This window comes from Streptomyces sp. NPDC043867 (assembly GCF_056435845.1).
This window is the reverse complement of sequence record NZ_JBWKDS010000025.1, coordinates 94,972-109,177: the sequence shown is the minus strand read 5'-3', so window position 1 is coordinate 109,177 and position 14,206 is coordinate 94,972. Positions and strand designations below refer to the sequence as shown.

Annotated in this window: 14 protein-coding genes and 1 tRNA gene; 10 read left to right on the top strand and 5 right to left on the bottom strand. The window is 69.3% G+C overall.

Annotated features, from left to right (window positions below; translation table 11 throughout):
- Positions 1–13 precede the first annotated feature (13 nt).
- From AC069T_RS24355 to AC069T_RS24335, 5 genes are read left to right on the top strand one after another with little or no spacing between them, the layout of a single operon-like run.
- Positions 14–541: a hypothetical protein gene (locus tag AC069T_RS24355; protein WP_478784724.1), complete on the top strand. Its 528-nt coding sequence runs from the start codon at positions 14–16 to the stop codon at positions 539–541.
- Positions 538–1,197, top strand: a complete 660-nt coding sequence (locus tag AC069T_RS24350; protein ID WP_478784723.1) for a hypothetical protein — start codon at positions 538–540, stop codon at positions 1,195–1,197. The genes AC069T_RS24355 and AC069T_RS24350 overlap by 4 nt, the downstream gene beginning before the upstream one ends.
- The gene (locus tag AC069T_RS24345; protein WP_478784722.1) at positions 1,197–2,861 is read left to right on the top strand and encodes a putative T7SS-secreted protein; all 1,665 of its coding nucleotides are present in this window, start codon (positions 1,197–1,199) and stop codon (positions 2,859–2,861) included. Before AC069T_RS24350 ends, AC069T_RS24345 begins: the two co-directional genes overlap by 1 nt.
- 27 nt (positions 2,862–2,888) lie before the next feature.
- A complete protein-coding gene (locus AC069T_RS24340) occupies positions 2,889–3,302 on the top strand; it encodes a DUF4279 domain-containing protein (protein ID WP_478784721.1) in 414 nt (137 codons plus the stop codon).
- Positions 3,303–3,341: 39 nt separating this feature from the next.
- Positions 3,342–3,767 (top strand): hypothetical protein, encoded by a 426-nt coding sequence (locus tag AC069T_RS24335; protein WP_478784720.1) that lies wholly within the window; start codon positions 3,342–3,344, stop codon positions 3,765–3,767.
- An 82-nt stretch (positions 3,768–3,849) separates the two neighbouring features.
- Here AC069T_RS24335 and AC069T_RS24330 read toward each other — a convergent pair whose 3' ends face one another.
- The 5 genes from AC069T_RS24330 to AC069T_RS24310 all read right to left on the bottom strand — a co-directional run bounded on the left by AC069T_RS24330 (position 3,850) and on the right by AC069T_RS24310 (position 7,656).
- On the bottom strand, positions 3,850–4,263 hold the full coding sequence (locus AC069T_RS24330) for a PIN domain-containing protein (protein ID WP_478784719.1): 414 nt from the start codon (positions 4,261–4,263) through the stop codon (positions 3,850–3,852).
- Positions 4,260–4,523, bottom strand: coding sequence for a CopG family transcriptional regulator (locus AC069T_RS24325; protein ID WP_478784718.1), 264 nt, complete (start codon positions 4,521–4,523; stop codon positions 4,260–4,262). The genes AC069T_RS24330 and AC069T_RS24325 overlap by 4 nt, the downstream gene beginning before the upstream one ends.
- A gap of 265 nt (positions 4,524–4,788) precedes the next feature.
- A complete protein-coding gene (locus tag AC069T_RS24320; protein ID WP_478784717.1) occupies positions 4,789–5,415 on the bottom strand; it encodes a hypothetical protein in 627 nt (208 codons plus the stop codon).
- Positions 5,416–5,779: 364 nt separating this feature from the next.
- A complete protein-coding gene (locus AC069T_RS24315) occupies positions 5,780–6,916 on the bottom strand; it encodes a pentapeptide repeat-containing protein (protein WP_478784716.1) in 1,137 nt (378 codons plus the stop codon).
- A 668-nt stretch (positions 6,917–7,584) separates the two neighbouring features.
- A tRNA-Arg gene (locus AC069T_RS24310) sits at positions 7,585–7,656 on the bottom strand.
- Positions 7,657–7,804: 148 nt separating this feature from the next.
- On the opposite strand from AC069T_RS24310, the gene AC069T_RS24305 reads away from it, so the two are divergent.
- The 5 genes from AC069T_RS24305 (at position 7,805) to thrC (ending at position 13,587) form a co-directional block, all read left to right on the top strand.
- Positions 7,805–8,311: a response regulator gene (locus AC069T_RS24305; RefSeq protein ID WP_478784715.1), complete on the top strand. Its 507-nt coding sequence runs from the start codon at positions 7,805–7,807 to the stop codon at positions 8,309–8,311.
- 152 nt (positions 8,312–8,463) lie between these two features.
- Positions 8,464–9,645, top strand: a complete 1,182-nt coding sequence (nrtL, locus tag AC069T_RS24300) for an ArgS-related anticodon-binding protein NrtL (protein ID WP_478784714.1) — start codon at positions 8,464–8,466, stop codon at positions 9,643–9,645.
- A 7-nt stretch (positions 9,646–9,652) separates the two neighbouring features.
- Complete coding sequence (gene lysA, locus AC069T_RS24295; RefSeq protein WP_478784713.1) at positions 9,653–11,044, top strand: diaminopimelate decarboxylase; 1,392 nt, start codon at positions 9,653–9,655, stop codon at positions 11,042–11,044.
- Between the two features lie 179 nt (positions 11,045–11,223).
- Positions 11,224–12,522 (top strand): homoserine dehydrogenase, encoded by a 1,299-nt coding sequence (locus tag AC069T_RS24290; protein WP_476754833.1) that lies wholly within the window; start codon positions 11,224–11,226, stop codon positions 12,520–12,522.
- Positions 12,523–12,528: 6 nt separating this feature from the next.
- Positions 12,529–13,587 (top strand): threonine synthase, encoded by a 1,059-nt coding sequence (gene thrC / locus AC069T_RS24285; RefSeq protein WP_358854055.1) that lies wholly within the window; start codon positions 12,529–12,531, stop codon positions 13,585–13,587.
- Positions 13,588–14,206: the final 619 nt, after the last annotated feature.

The window sequence follows — 14,206 nt, the reverse complement described above, 5'->3', positions numbered from 1 at the left end:
ACAAGCCGATGTGATGATTGCGGTCGTGTCCAACAACGGGGAAGACAGAACGGCGAACGCGCACCGACCAAGATCCCGCTTGTCCGATTACGTGGACAAGTACGTCCCGGCACCGGCCGGGCAGCCCCCGGTCCCGGTTGCCGAGGATCCTGAAGTGGCCGCCCGCAGACGGCGGTTCGCGGAGCTGCTGGAGGAGTTCCGGCATACGGCGGTGCTGGTGCCGCTGGGTGAGGCGGACGGCCCGGACGCTGAGCGCGGGCTGCTGACCGCCGACTGGAACGGGGTGCGCTTCATCCTGGCGTTCTCCGACGGGCAGGCGCTGGCACGCTACGCGCAGGCACGGGGTGAGTTCGCGCGGAAGTGGACGTACCAGACGGTCCTCGGCGCGCGGTTGCTGGATGTGGCGGTCCCGGCCGCCGGGGTGCCCTGCGGGGTGGCGCTGGACTGCGCGGACGGGCCGGACGGGATGGTGTTTCCACCGGTGCGGGGCGTCGTTCCCGACCGGGCGGCGGTTGACTTCGAGACGGGGGGCGCGGCATGACCGGCGACGGGGGCAAGGATCTCAAGGCGGACGGGCTCGCCCTGATCGCCCAGGGCCTGACCGAGGCGCTGGGCGAGTTGAAGGAGCTGGGCATGGTGGGCGAGGCCGGTGCCGGGCGCGGCTTCGGCGACATCGCCCTGTCCGGACTGGAGCTCGGCCACGAGGGGCTGACCGCCGGCTTCAAGTCGTTCTGCGAGCGCTGGGAATGGGGCGTGCGGTCGCTGATCAACGAGGGCAACGGGTTCGCCGTGAAGACGGGTCTGTCGGCGGGCACTTACTACGAGACCGAGCACTACGTCGAGGGCAGTTTCAAGGTCGTCGCCAACTCGGCCATCGGCAATCCGTACGCCTCCGAGGAGGAGGTGGAGAAGATGGGCTGGGGCGACCTCGCCAAGTCCGGTGTCTACGGCGGCGACGTGGACTACAGCAAGGAGTCCTTCGACCAGGCGCTGGCCAACAGCGGGCAGGCCTGGAAGGACGCGGGCCGGGACGTGATGACCTCGCACACGGTCGGCCCGCTGGGCCTCAACCCCGAGAATCTGCACGGCACGCTCGGGGTGTCGGACCAGGAGTACGACAGTTTCCTGGACGACACCTTCGGCCCCTCTCCCGAGGAGCGGGCCAAGGCGGCCCAACAGCAGGGCGCTGACGGCTGATGGGACTCGGAGACCTCACCAACTCGCTGCTGGGCGGCGCCGAGGACCTCTACGACGCGGGCAAGGAGAAGCTCGGGGAGGGTGTCGACTGGACCACGGACAAGCTGGGCGAAGGCCTGGACAAGGTCGGTGCGCACGACTGGGCCGACAGCGTGGAGGACTGGGGCGACGAGGTCGCCTCGGACCTGGGCGCCACCCCCGGCGAGCAGCAGCTCGGCCAGACCGAGGAGGCCAACGAGCTCGTCCACGGCAACCCGGACAAGATCCGCGAGAGTGCCAAGCACCTCAAGGACTTCCACGGCGCCTTCGACAAGGTCGGTTCGGGACTGAAGAAGATCGACTCGTCCGGCTGGCAGGGCGAGGGCGGCGCCGCGTTCCGGGAGAAGTTCGGCGTCCACCCCGCCAAGTGGGCACAGGCGTCCGAGGCGTGTGAGGCGGCGGCGGGGGCGCTGGAGGCGTACGCGGGCACCGTCAAGTGGGCGCAGGGGCAGGCCAAGGAGGCGGTGGAGCTCTACAAGAAGGGCATCAAGGCGTCCAAGGACGCGGCCGACGCGTACAACAAGAAGGTCGACGCCTACAACGCGAAGATCAAGGCGAACGAGGACCCCGGTCCGCGGCCCGAGCCGTTCAAGGACCCCGGCAAGGCGGACGTCAGGGCGGCCGCCGAGAAGCTCGCCGAGGCCCGCAGGCAGCGCAACACGGCGGCCGCCGAGGCGCAGGGCAAGGTGAAGGCGGCCGTGGCCCACGCGCCCGCCGAACCCCCGCCGCTGGAGCGCCTGGGCAACGACTTCGTGGACGGCTACCAGGCCGTCAACACCGAACTCACCCATGTCGTCGGCGGCGCTCTCAAGGGCACGGCCGGACTGCTCAACTTCGTCCGCGGCCTCAACCCCACCGACCCGTACAACCTCACCCACCCGGCCGCCTACCTGCAGAACGTCAACATGACGCTGGCCGGCCTGGTCTCCACCGCCTCCCATCCCGAACGGGTCGTCCAGGCCGCCGTCGACGGTTTCAAGAAGGACCCCTCCGAGTTCGTCGGCCGCCTCATCCCCGAACTCATCGGCACCAAAGGCGCCGGCCTCGCCCGCGGCGGACTGCGCATGGCGACGAAGGAGGGCCTGGAGACGGCGGCGCAACGCGGAGCGAGGGAGGGCCTCGAGCGTCAGGCGGCCAGAGGTTCCGGGGACCCCATGCCCGAGCGTGCGGACGTCATGCAGGCGCTGCGCGACTCCAACCCGCAGATCGTGAACAAGAAGTGGCCCGACACCGAGGGCCATTACTATGCGGACCGCGTGCTGTCCGGTGGCCGTCTGGACGGCGAGAAAGTCTTCGCCGGTCACGGCTATCTCCCAGCCAGAGCCGGCGAAACCGTGGTGCCCGAGGGAACCAACATCTCCTTCTACGTGCAGCACGGAGACGCACTTCCCGGACTCAACGGCCTGACCGTCGAGCGAGGCGTGTATCCGGGAGGCTACGTGGAGACGTTCGGTCCGGGCGATGTCATCCCGAACTACACGCTGGCGCCTCCCGCATCGACGGGCGGCGGAGGTTTCAGCGTGTTCGAGAATTCGACGACCGTCGGAAAAGAGACTGCGATGAGCGAACTGCTGAAACCCGGCATGGGAAATGTGCACTGGGCGGCGTGCCGTGAGCTCAAGTAGAATGCCCTGATCTGTGAGGAGCCGTACATGGCTGTAGAAGAAAAGCGCCACTGGGTACTGACCGATGTGTCACTCGTCGTCAAGGGACGTGATCTCGAGCCCGCGGAGATCACGTCCTTCCTCGGTATCGAGCCCACTGGTGTGCGCAACCCGGGACCCAGCAAATGGGGTCGTCCGGACGAGGTCGACGGAGAATGGGGGATCAACTGCAACTCGAACGTCAGCCGTGACTTCCACGAGCAGTTGGACACCATCCTTTCCACTACGGAGAGCAAGCGGACCGAGCTCGCGCAACTGGTCGAGCGGGGATATGACGTGATCGTCGACATCTACGGATTCTCCGGTAACGACTGCGCCCTCACCCTCCACCCCGAGGAACTCAAGCGAATCTCCGTTCTCGGCTTCCCTCTCCGGGTCGCGGCCAACATGAACGAACGCTGAACGAACGCCGAAAGAGCAACCATGGAACCTGGAGCGAAAATGAAGACGTGGGCTGACCTGAGCGCGTCCTTGGTTGTGGCAGGTCAGGAAGTGGACTCCGCTTCTCTGCTCGGGGCGTTGCAACTCGCCGCGAGTGAAGAGCTGTCCTCGTCCGGAGGCGTGGACGTCTATTCCGGCCCCGGCTGGGCCACGCTGACCGTTGACGAGCGGCACTCGAAAAGCGCCGACGAACAGGCCGCGCACCTCGTCGCGCTCCTCGGCCCCCGCAAGCCGGCGCTCGACGCGCTGAAGGCAGCCGGGAAATCGGTGAAGGTCGATGTGTCAGGCGTCGCCGAGTCAGGATCGGCACTCCGCATCTCACCAGACGTTCTCGCCGGTCTCGCCGACCTGGAAGTCCCGGTCACCTTCACGACGGTCCAGGCATCTGGTCAGGACGAGGAAGACCCACTCGCCTGGCTGGGGTGAATCACCGGGGGCGACTGGAGCCCCGGGCAGGATTCGAACCCCCGGGCACTTCCGGGTGATTGATCGGGCGGGTGGAGTGCCGTCAGATCTTGATGGCGGTGACGCGCTCGCGGCAGAGCACGGCGAGGTCCTCGGGGTCGGAGGTGAGAACGGTGACGGGGCCGGGGGCAGCCAGTGCCGTGGCGCTGAGCATGGCGTCGATGGCGTACTTGTGGCCGTGCAGACCGGCGTCGGCGAGGAGGGCGGCGGCGTGACGGGCGATGGGCTCGGTGACCGGTTCGATGACGAGGCGGGACAGGGTCCATTCCAGGGCTGGCCGATTGATCCTTGGGTGAATCACTTCCACGAGGGTGGCTGCGGAAGTGATTACCCGCAGGTCGTCGGCGCGGGCGAGGGCGAGCCAGCCGGTGACCGTACGGTCGCGCAGGACGGCCTTGGCCAGCCCTCCGCTGTCAAGGACCAGGGTGCCGCCGGGGGTGACGGGAGAGGGGGTCACGCGGTGCTCGCCCCGCCTCGGGGCTGCTGCTCCCGGGCTTGGTGGAGTTGGTCGCGCAGCGCCTGGATCTCTTCGTCGGCGATGGGGCCGTGTTCGGCCTCCGCCACCGTGATGAGGTCGTTGAGGTTGTCCCGCTCGATCTGGCGGGCGACGGCTGCGGCGACGTAAGCGGACAGTCCGGAGGGGCCACCGCGGGCCTTGGCGGCCTCGGCGATATCGCGCGGCATGGTGATCGAGTACTTGCCGGTAGGCTCGCTCATGCCACCTATCCTACCTCGCATCCTCCCTTGATCGAATGGGGCTGGCAAAGGCGTTGCCGCAGTGTCGTCCCATGCAACACATATGGTTCGCGATATCAACGCGGCCCATTGTGCGGTCGACTTGGGGGAGCTGCGTGGAAATCCGATCACAGCCGTCCGCCGGCAGAGGCCGAAGGTCTCCCCAGGGGTCTCGTCGTCCCCTGGCCGTCACGCGGGCCGGGTGGCCCGGGGTTCGGAGGCGAGGCTCGACTCCCCTGAACCCGACTCACGTGTCCTGGGGCGGGCCTGGTAGGCCCCTGTGGCCGTCAGGAGGCAGAGGAAGATCTCGTACGTAGATGCCGACTCGCTTAAGGGCGAGCAAGTACGTTTCGTTCAAGTACACGCGGGCCTTGTTTGCATCTTCGATCATCGCCTTGACCGCAGCGGCGTCTGGAAGCTGCTGCGGGTGCATGACCTGGAAGCTGGCGGGCGGCGTAAGGGGGACACGCCCGGCGTTTTGAAGCCGGAAAATGTAGAGCGCCAACTCTCGTCCTGCCTCGCGGGAAAGCTGGTTGAAAGTGATGGACCCTGAACCAACGTGTATGAACGCTCGACCTGCGTTCGCTTGAGCTTCGTACGACTTCCGATCCAGGTCCGCCAGCTGAATCTTGAATTCCTCTAAGTCAACAGCTTGCCCGGATGAAATGGCATGCATGGTGTCTTGGAGGAAGACGATCACGTCTCGCCCTTTGATACGGATCTGGATGCCAAGCTCAAGGGCTTCTCGGACCCTCTCCTCGCGGCCCTTCTCTTCGCGATCGCTGCTGCTTCTCTTCGCTGCGGAGAGCGACATCCAGCCGGTGAGTCCTGCGCCGATAATCGCCCCGACCAATCCGCATATGGCCTCCCACATGAGCACAGGGTCCCAGAGGGGATTCGCTAGCACCAGAGCACGTAGCGGCGGTCAGGTCTCTGGTCTCCAGGGAGATCAGACGCTGCCTTGGAAGGGCCATGAGGGGGTGTCAGGGCCTGCTCGTATCTTCAGACCATGACCGTCGCCGCACGGCGGGAAGTGGTGAGCGCCGCGACCCGCAATGCCTTCCGATCTCTAGCGACGGACCGGACACTCAGGATCGTGGCGGAGCTGGGGGAGAACCACGGATTCGCGCCCATCCCCGCCGGATGAGCTGAAGCAGGTTGGACGAGTCCACGGACAGTACACAGCTGGCTGAGCACAAGCTTTGAAGTTCGATCAATGGCTAGATCTCCAACCAAGATCAGCCCGGGGAGGACGAGGATGGTAGTCCGCGCGCCCCGTGGGTCTTGGCTCTGGTGAGCTTGGCCCCGGTGAGCCGTGCTCCTCGCAGGTCGGCGTTGGCGAGGTTTGCTCCGGTCAGGTTCACACCGCGCAGGTCAGCGTCTGTTAGGTCGGCACCGCTCAGGTCGGCGTTCGCCAGATTCGCGCTGTCCGTGACTGCGCCAGAGGTGATCTTCGATTGTAGGGACTTGTCAGCCGCACTGAGCTTCGCGCCGTGCAGCTTCGCCCTAGGCAGGGATGCGCCCTCCAGGTTGGCATCAACCAGGATCGCTCCGGTCAGGTTCGTTCCTTGAAGGCTTGCACCTGTGAGATCCGCGTCCCAGAGGACGGCATTGGTGAGATCGGACGATTCGGTGCCGACTGGCGCGTCCGGTCTTTGCCCCAGCTCGGCCTCGTGCAAGTTCGCGTTGCTGAGGTCTGCACCGGTCAGGTCTATCTCAACAAGTGCCGCGCCGGTCAGGTCTGCTCCGTCCAGTTGGGCATTGGTCAGGCTTCCACGCAGGAATGTGGCTCCGCTCATGTTGGCCTCGCTGGCGAACGCGTTCCGCAGATCTACTCCCGCAACCACTGCATGTCGCAGGTCTGCCCCCTCCATAATCGCGTAGCTGAATGAGGAACGCGTGCTGGGAAGTTCGCCGCCCTTGGGGATTGCCGCGATGTCCCTTATTTCCCAGGTGGACAGCGTCAGGCCGCGTAGGTCCGTTTGGTTCCAGTCGAGCTGCGCTCCTCCGTCATGGCCAAGTGGGCGGCGAGCCAGCACATTTATCACGGCCGCTACATCAGTGGACGGGCGGTGTTTGAGTGCCACCGTAAGGTCCCTGGGCTCTTTCACGAAGCCGCTGGCCGGTACAGGCGCGTGGCTTCGCACGTACGCCGACAGGACCGAGATGATCCTGGGCTGATCGCGAGGCGAGTCCTGCATGATGCGCTCCAGCGCGTAGATCCCTCCGAAGCGCACGTCCAACGACGGCGACCCCAGATTGGTGATCGCGTCGTTGAACCGGCTGGTGAGCTGTCCCTGTTCGGCAACCCGTACTTCCCGCCAGGTGAACAGCAGCGCAAACACTGCGGCCAGGCCAGGCAAGGTGGCCACCATGAGCCCAAGCCACTGGGCCCGGCCCAAACCGCCAAAATGCTGCCCGCCCGCACCGCTGCTGAGGCGCCGTTGCCTGACCGCGCGCCTGTGCGCGATCCGACTTAGCCCTCCCCGATCTGTATGGCTCCTCACCTTGTCCATGGCAACCGACGGACACAGAAACGAGCTGGTGCCACACTGGCGACGCACCCGATCGCCACGATCACCCGCAAGCTTCGTGGCGCCCCAACACGAGCCCGCACACCAGTCGGCTTTGAGGGATACGACAGCACGCTTGGGCTCGCCGCTGACCGGTCGTGAGGTGCGTGCGTGGGCTCCTCGCGGCCGACCCACCTACGAGGAATGGGACGCCGCTCTCGATTCCGAGCGGTTGGACTTCCCAAGCCGCACCCAGGGGAACTGCACAGTGTTCTACCGCGACGGTAGGCCCGTGCAAATCGGCTACTGGGGGTCACTGCCACCAGGGGGGCTGGTGCCACTTGGCGATATGGCCCCTGAGCCTGTCCCAGGGTCACATCGTTTTGCGGGGCTCACCTGGCCTGATGCCCCAAGATCCCGTCCACGGACCCCGACATACGCCCGCCGCGCTGCATCCGCCTGCACATACGCGAAGACCCCGGCCTCAGCGTTTCCGCTGATGACGGGGTCTTTGGGCACCTGAATCAAGGTGCCCCCGGCAGGATTCGAACCTGCGCACACGGCTCCGGAGGCCGTTGCTCTATCCCCTGAGCTACGGGGGCGTGTCGGCCGTGGTGTGCGGCGACGGGTAGAACCCTACCAGCTCAGTAGGGGGTGCCATGAACAGGTTTCCGTGGGGAGTCGGCGCCCTGAACTGGGCGCCATGACCCGCAGGGGGTGGAAGTCGGGAAATCCCGGACGCGGCGCCGGGTGCCGACCTACTCTCGAGTTGTGCCAGGCGCGTCCGGCCGGGTCCTTGTCGTGGACGACAACAAGGTTATCCGGCAGCTGATCAGGGTCAACCTCGAGCTGGAGGGCATCGAGGTCGTGACCGCTGCCGACGGTGCCGAATGTCTGGACATCGTTCATCAGGTCCGGCCCGATGTCGTCACCCTCGACGTGGTCATGCCCCGCCTCGACGGGCTGCGGACCGCCGCGCGCCTTCGTGCCGACCCTCGCACCCGGGATCTTCCCCTCGCCATCGTCAGCGCCTGTACCGAGTACGAGGTCGACAGCGGGCTCGACGTCAGTATCGACGCCTTCCTCGCCAAGCCCTTCGAGCCCGCCGAACTGGTCCGAGTCGTACGGCAGTTGATCGGCCGTGCGGCCGGGACCGGCAGCGCGGCCGAGCCCGCCTCCGGCCCCTACGGCAGCGCCCACGGTGGCAGTGCCCCCGGCCCCGGCGACCCCGAGCGCGCCAGCCGCACCGGTCATTGAACGGACAGGCGTCCAGACAGGCCTGCGGCGAGCGGACGGTTAGGCAGGCCGACGGACGGATGGACTGGCAGGCAGGGCCACCCCCGTCCACATCCCGGACCCCCGGGAAACCGACTCGCCTCCCCACCCCCCTCCTCCCCTACGCTTGTCCCGTGACCCCCGTCGAGCTCTCCCGTACCGTGCTGCGCGCGGTGCGTCGTGCTGTGGACGAGGGGGAGCTGACCGTGGCCGTGCCCGCACGCGCCGTGGTGACCGTGCCCGGGCCCGGAGGCTGCGGGGACTACGCCACCACCATCGCGTTGCAGTTGGCGCGTCCCGCCGGACAGCCGCCCCTGCGTGTGGCGCACATCCTGCGGCCCCACCTCACCCGCGCCGACGGTGTCGCCGGCGTCGAGATCACCGGGCCCGGCTTCCTGAACATCCGCCTCGACGCGGCCGCCGGCCCCGTCGCCTCCCTCGTACGGGAGATCCAGGCCGGTGAGTACGGTCACAGCGACGCCCTCGCCGGGCAGGTCCTGCGGTTCCGTATCCCGTACGACATCCGGGCCGAAGTCGTCGCCGACACCCTCGTCCGGATCGTCGCCACCCAGGGCGGCCGCGCCGAGGTCGAACACCGTACGTCCGGTGGTGCCCTCGCTGCCGCCCACGGCCCCGCCCCCTCGGGGCCCGCCGCTCCCCAGGGCAGCCGTGCCCTGGTCAAGCACCGCACGCCCGGCGCCGCCCACGGCCCCACCCCCCTGGGGCCCGTCGCCCCCCAGGGCAGCCGTGCCCAGGTCAAGCACCGCACGCCCGGTGACGCCCCCACCGCCCCCACCGGCCCCCGCCCCGTCGACCTCCGGCCCGTCCCCGCACCCGAGGACCCCACCCCCCTCGGTCCCGACGCCGCCCGGTGGGCCCTGCTCCACCCCGCCGGCCATGACCGGCCCCGCGTCACCGCCGACCACCTCGTGCAGCGCGCGGCCAACCCGTTGTTCCGCGTGCGCTACGCCCACGCCCGCACCCGGGCGCTCACCCGTAACGCCGCCCACCTGGGCTTCACCGGCGTCCCGGGTGATCCGCAGGCGCCGGACGCCGCCGCCGCTCTCCTGCGCGCCCTCGCCGACCACCCCCCGGCCCTGCGCGCCGCCGCCACCCAGTACGCGCCCGACCGGCTCGCCCGGAACCTCGTCGTCGTCGCCTACGGGGTCCTCGGCTTCCAGCACACCGTGCTGCCGCTCGGGGACGAGAAACCCTCGGCCGCCCACCGTGCCCGGCTCGCGCTCGCCGAAGCCGCCGGGGCGGTGCTGGCCGGCGGCCTGTCCCTGCTCGGCATCAGTGCCCCTGACTACCTGTGAGAGAAGAATGAGCCGTTCCGCACACCCCGCCGGGCCCCGTCACGCCGATGTGCTGCCCGAGGGCCACTACAGCGCCCCTCCCACGGACCTGAACGCCCTCGACCCCAAGGTGTGGGCCCAGACCGTCACGCGTACCGAGGACGGAGTCGTCAGCGTCGGCGGGATCGACGTGACGCGGCTGGCCGAGGAGTTCGGCACCCCCGCCTACGTCCTCGACGAGGCCGACTTCCGGTCGCGGGCGCGAGCCTGGCGCTCCGCCTTCGGGCACGACGCCGACGTCTTCTACGCCGGCAAGGCCTTCCTGTCGCGTGCCGTGGTCCGCTGGCTGCACGAGGAGGGGCTGAACCTCGACGTCTGCTCCGGCGGCGAGCTCGCCACCGCGCTGTCCGCCGGGATGCCCGCCGACCGGATCGCCTTCCACGGCAACAACAAGTCGACCCGCGAGATCACCGAGGCCATCGAGAGCGGGGTCGGGCGCATCGTGCTCGACTCCTTCCAGGAGATCGTCCGGGTCGCGCACATCGCCGACAGCCTCGGCAGGCGGCAGCGGGTGCAGATCCGGGTCACCGTCGGCGTCGAGGCCCACACGCACGAGTTCATCGCCACCGCGCACGAGGACCAGAAGTTCGGCATCGCGCTCGCCGACGGGCAGGCCGCCGAGGCCGTACGGCGCGCGCTGGCCCTCGACGGGCTCGAACTGATCGGCATCCACTCGCACATCGGGTCGCAGATCTTCGACATGGCCGGGTTCGAGGTCGCCGCCCGGCGGGTGGTCGCGCTGCTGGCCGCCGTGCGCGACGAGCACGGGATCGAGCTGCCCGAGATCGACCTCGGCGGCGGTCTCGGCATCGCGTACACCAGCGACGACGACCCTCGCGAGCCGCACGAGATCGCCAAGGCGCTCGGCGAGATCGTCACGCGCGAGTGCGACGCGGCGGGGCTGCGGACGCCGCGCATCTCGGTCGAGCCGGGGCGCGCCATCGCCGGGCCGACCGCCTTCACGCTGTACGAGGTCGGCACCATCAAGGAGCTGGACGGTCTGCGGACGTACGTCTCCGTCGACGGGGGCATGTCCGACAACATCCGGACCGCGCTGTACGACGCCGAGTACAGCGTCTCCCTCGTGTCGCGCGCGAGTGACGCCGAGCCGATGCTCGTCCGGGTCGTCGGCAAGCACTGCGAGAGCGGTGACATCGTCGTCCGCGACGCGTTCCTGCCCGCCGACCTCGCGCCGGGGGACCTCATCGCGGTGCCGGCCACCGGTGCGTACTGCCGCTCGATGGCCAGCAACTACAACCACGCGCTGCGGCCGCCGGTCGTCGCGGTCCAGGACGGCGAGGCGCGGGTGATCGTCCGCCGGGAGACCGAGGAGGACCTTCTGCGGCTCGACGTCGGATGACATCTGCCCGGAGGCCCGCGAGCGCCTCCGGGGACACCTGCGGGCGGGCGCAAGATCTCCTGTGTCCGCCGCTCAGGAAAATGAAATAGACATCTCACGATCCGGACGAAGGATAGAAACTCCCGTCCGGTGAGTGAGACTGGTCCCACCGTGACGGTATGAGGAAACGAGGTCGGATGATGCGTACGCGTCCGCTGAAGGTGGCGCTGCTGGGCTGTGGGGTTGTCGGCTCAGAGGTGGCGCGCATCATGACGACGCACGCCGACGACCTCGCGGCGCGGATCGGCGCCCCGGTGGAGCTGGCCGGCGTCGCCGTGCGCCGGCCCTCCAAGGTGCGCGAGGGCATCGATCCGGCGCTGGTCACCACGGACGCCACCGCGCTGGTCAAACGCGGGGACATCGACGTCGTCGTCGAGGTCATCGGCGGTATCGAGCCGGCCCGCACGCTCATCACCACCGCCTTCGAGCACGGCGCGTCGGTCGTCTCGGCCAACAAGGCCCTGCTCGCCCAGGACGGCGCCGCCCTGCACGCCGCGGCCGAGCAGCAGGGGCGGGACCTTTACTACGAGGCCGCCGTCGCGGGTGCCATCCCGCTCATCCGGCCGCTGCGCGAGTCGCTCGCCGGTGACAAGGTCAACCGCGTGCTCGGCATCGTCAACGGGACGACCAACTTCATCCTCGACAAGATGGACTCGACGGGCGCCGGCTACCAGGAAGCCCTCGACGAGGCCACCGCCCTGGGGTACGCCGAGGCGGACCCGACCGCCGACGTCGAGGGCTTCGACGCCGCCGCGAAGGCCGCGATCCTCGCCGGGATCGCCTTCCACACGCGTGTGCGTCTCGACGACGTGTACCGCGAGGGCATGACCGAGGTCACCTCCGCCGACTTCGCCTCGGCGCGGCGGATGGGCTGCACCATCAAGCTGCTCGCCATCTGCGAGCGGGCCGCGGACGGCGGGTCGGTCACCGCGCGCGTGCATCCCGCGATGATTCCCCTCAGCCATCCGCTGGCCTCGGTGCGCGGCGCGTACAACGCGGTGTTCGTGGAGTCGGACGCCGCGGGCCAGCTCATGTTCTACGGGCCGGGTGCCGGCGGCGCGCCGACCGCGTCCGCCGTGCTCGGCGACCTGGTGGCCGTGTGCCGCAACCGGCTGAACGGCGCGACCGGGCCCGGCGACTCCGCGTACACCCAGCTGCCGGTCTCGCCGATGGGCGAGGTCGTCACGCGCTACCACATCAGTCTCGACGTGGCGGACAAACCGGGTGTACTCGCCCAGGTCGCGACCGTCTTCGCCGAGCACGGGGTCTCCATCGACACCGTGCGCCAGCAAGGCCGACAGGACGGAGGCGGCGACGCCTCCCTCGTCGTGGTCACCCACCGAGCGTCCGACGCGTCTCTGAACGGGACCGTCGAGGCGCTGCGCAGCCTCGACACCGTGCGGGGTGTCGCCAGCATCATGCGGGTTGAAGGAGAGTAACCAGCAATGACCCACCAGTGGCGCGGAATCATCGAGGAGTACCGGGACCGGCTGCCGGTTTCCGACAGCACTGAGGTCGTGACGCTCCGGGAGGGCGGTACGCCGCTCGTGCCGGCGCAGGTGCTCTCCGAGCGCACGGGCTGCGAGGTCCACCTCAAGGTGGAAGGCGCGAACCCGACCGGGTCCTTCAAGGACCGCGGTATGACCATGGCCATCACGCGGGCCAAGGAGGAGGGCGCGAAGGCCGTCATCTGCGCCTCCACCGGCAACACGTCGGCGTCCGCGGCCGCCTACGCCGTACGGGCCGGGATGGTCTCCGCCGTCCTGGTGCCGCAGGGCAAGATCGCGCTCGGCAAGATGGGCCAGGCGCTCGTGCACGGAGCGAAGATCCTCCAGGTCGACGGGAACTTCGACGACTGCCTGACGCTGGCCCGCGCGCTGTCCGACAACTACCCGGTGGCGCTGGTCAATTCGGTCAACCCGGTGCGGATCGAGGGCCAGAAGACCGCGGCGTTCGAGATCGTCGACATGCTCGGCGACGCGCCCGACATCCACGTCCTGCCGGTGGGCAACGCGGGCAACATCACGGCGTACTGGAAGGGTTATCGCGAGTACGCCGCGGACTCGATCGCCTCGCGCACTCCCCGTATGTGGGGCTTCCAGGCCTCCGGCTCCGCGCCCATCGTGCGCGGCGAGGTCGTCAAGGACCCGTCGACGATCGCCACCGCGATCCGTATCGGCAACCCGGCCTCGTGGCAGTTCGCGCTCGCCGCGCGGGACGAGTCGGGCGGCCTCATCGACGAGGTGACGGACCGTGAGATCCTGCGCGCCTACCGGCTGTTGGCCGCGCAGGAGGGCGTGTTCGTCGAGCCCGCGTCCGCCGCGTCCGTCGCCGGTCTGCTGAAGGCCGCCGAGCAGGGCCTGGTCGACCCCGGGCAGCGGATCGTCTGCACGGTGACCGGGAACGGGCTCAAGGACCCGGACTGGGCCGTCGCGGGCGCGCCGCAGCCGGTGACTGTCCCGGTGGACGCGGTGACCGCGGCCGAGCGGCTCGGCCTCGCGTAGAGCGGGACGCCGCCACGCCCCGGGCCCCCGGGTCCGGGGCGCGGCCCCGTGCCCCGGGGAGGACCGACGAACGCCGGCGCTCACCTCGCGCGGCGCCCGGCGAACACCGGCGACGGTGCACGCAGGGCGCCCCCGCGGGCTCCGGGGCGGCACGCCGAAGCCTTCCTCGCGCCCCTGCGGGCTCCGGGGCGGCACTCCGACGGCTTCCTCGCGCCCCTGCGGGCTCCGGGGCGGCACTCCGACGGCTTCCCCGCGACCCTGCGGGTTCAGGGGCGGTACCGCCGACGGCTTCCCGGAGTCCGGTCAGCTGACCATGGCTGGTTCAGGCGACACGCGGCCGGCTCCGCCGGTGGCTGTACCCGGGAGCATCCAGCGCCGACACCCGACGTCGCCTGCACCGCCCGGGACACCCGCAAGCACCGCCGACGCCTCCCCGCAGGGCCGGACGGCGGGCACCCGCGGCGGCTGCCCCCCGGGCGCCGCAAGTACCGCCAACGGCGCCCGAAGGCACCGGAAGCGGCCGCCCGCGGCCCCGGTTCGGGCGCACCCGGCGGCGGATGCACGAGGGGCTCACGACACGCATCGTGCGCCTCCCGTGCGCCCTATGTCGCCACAGAAC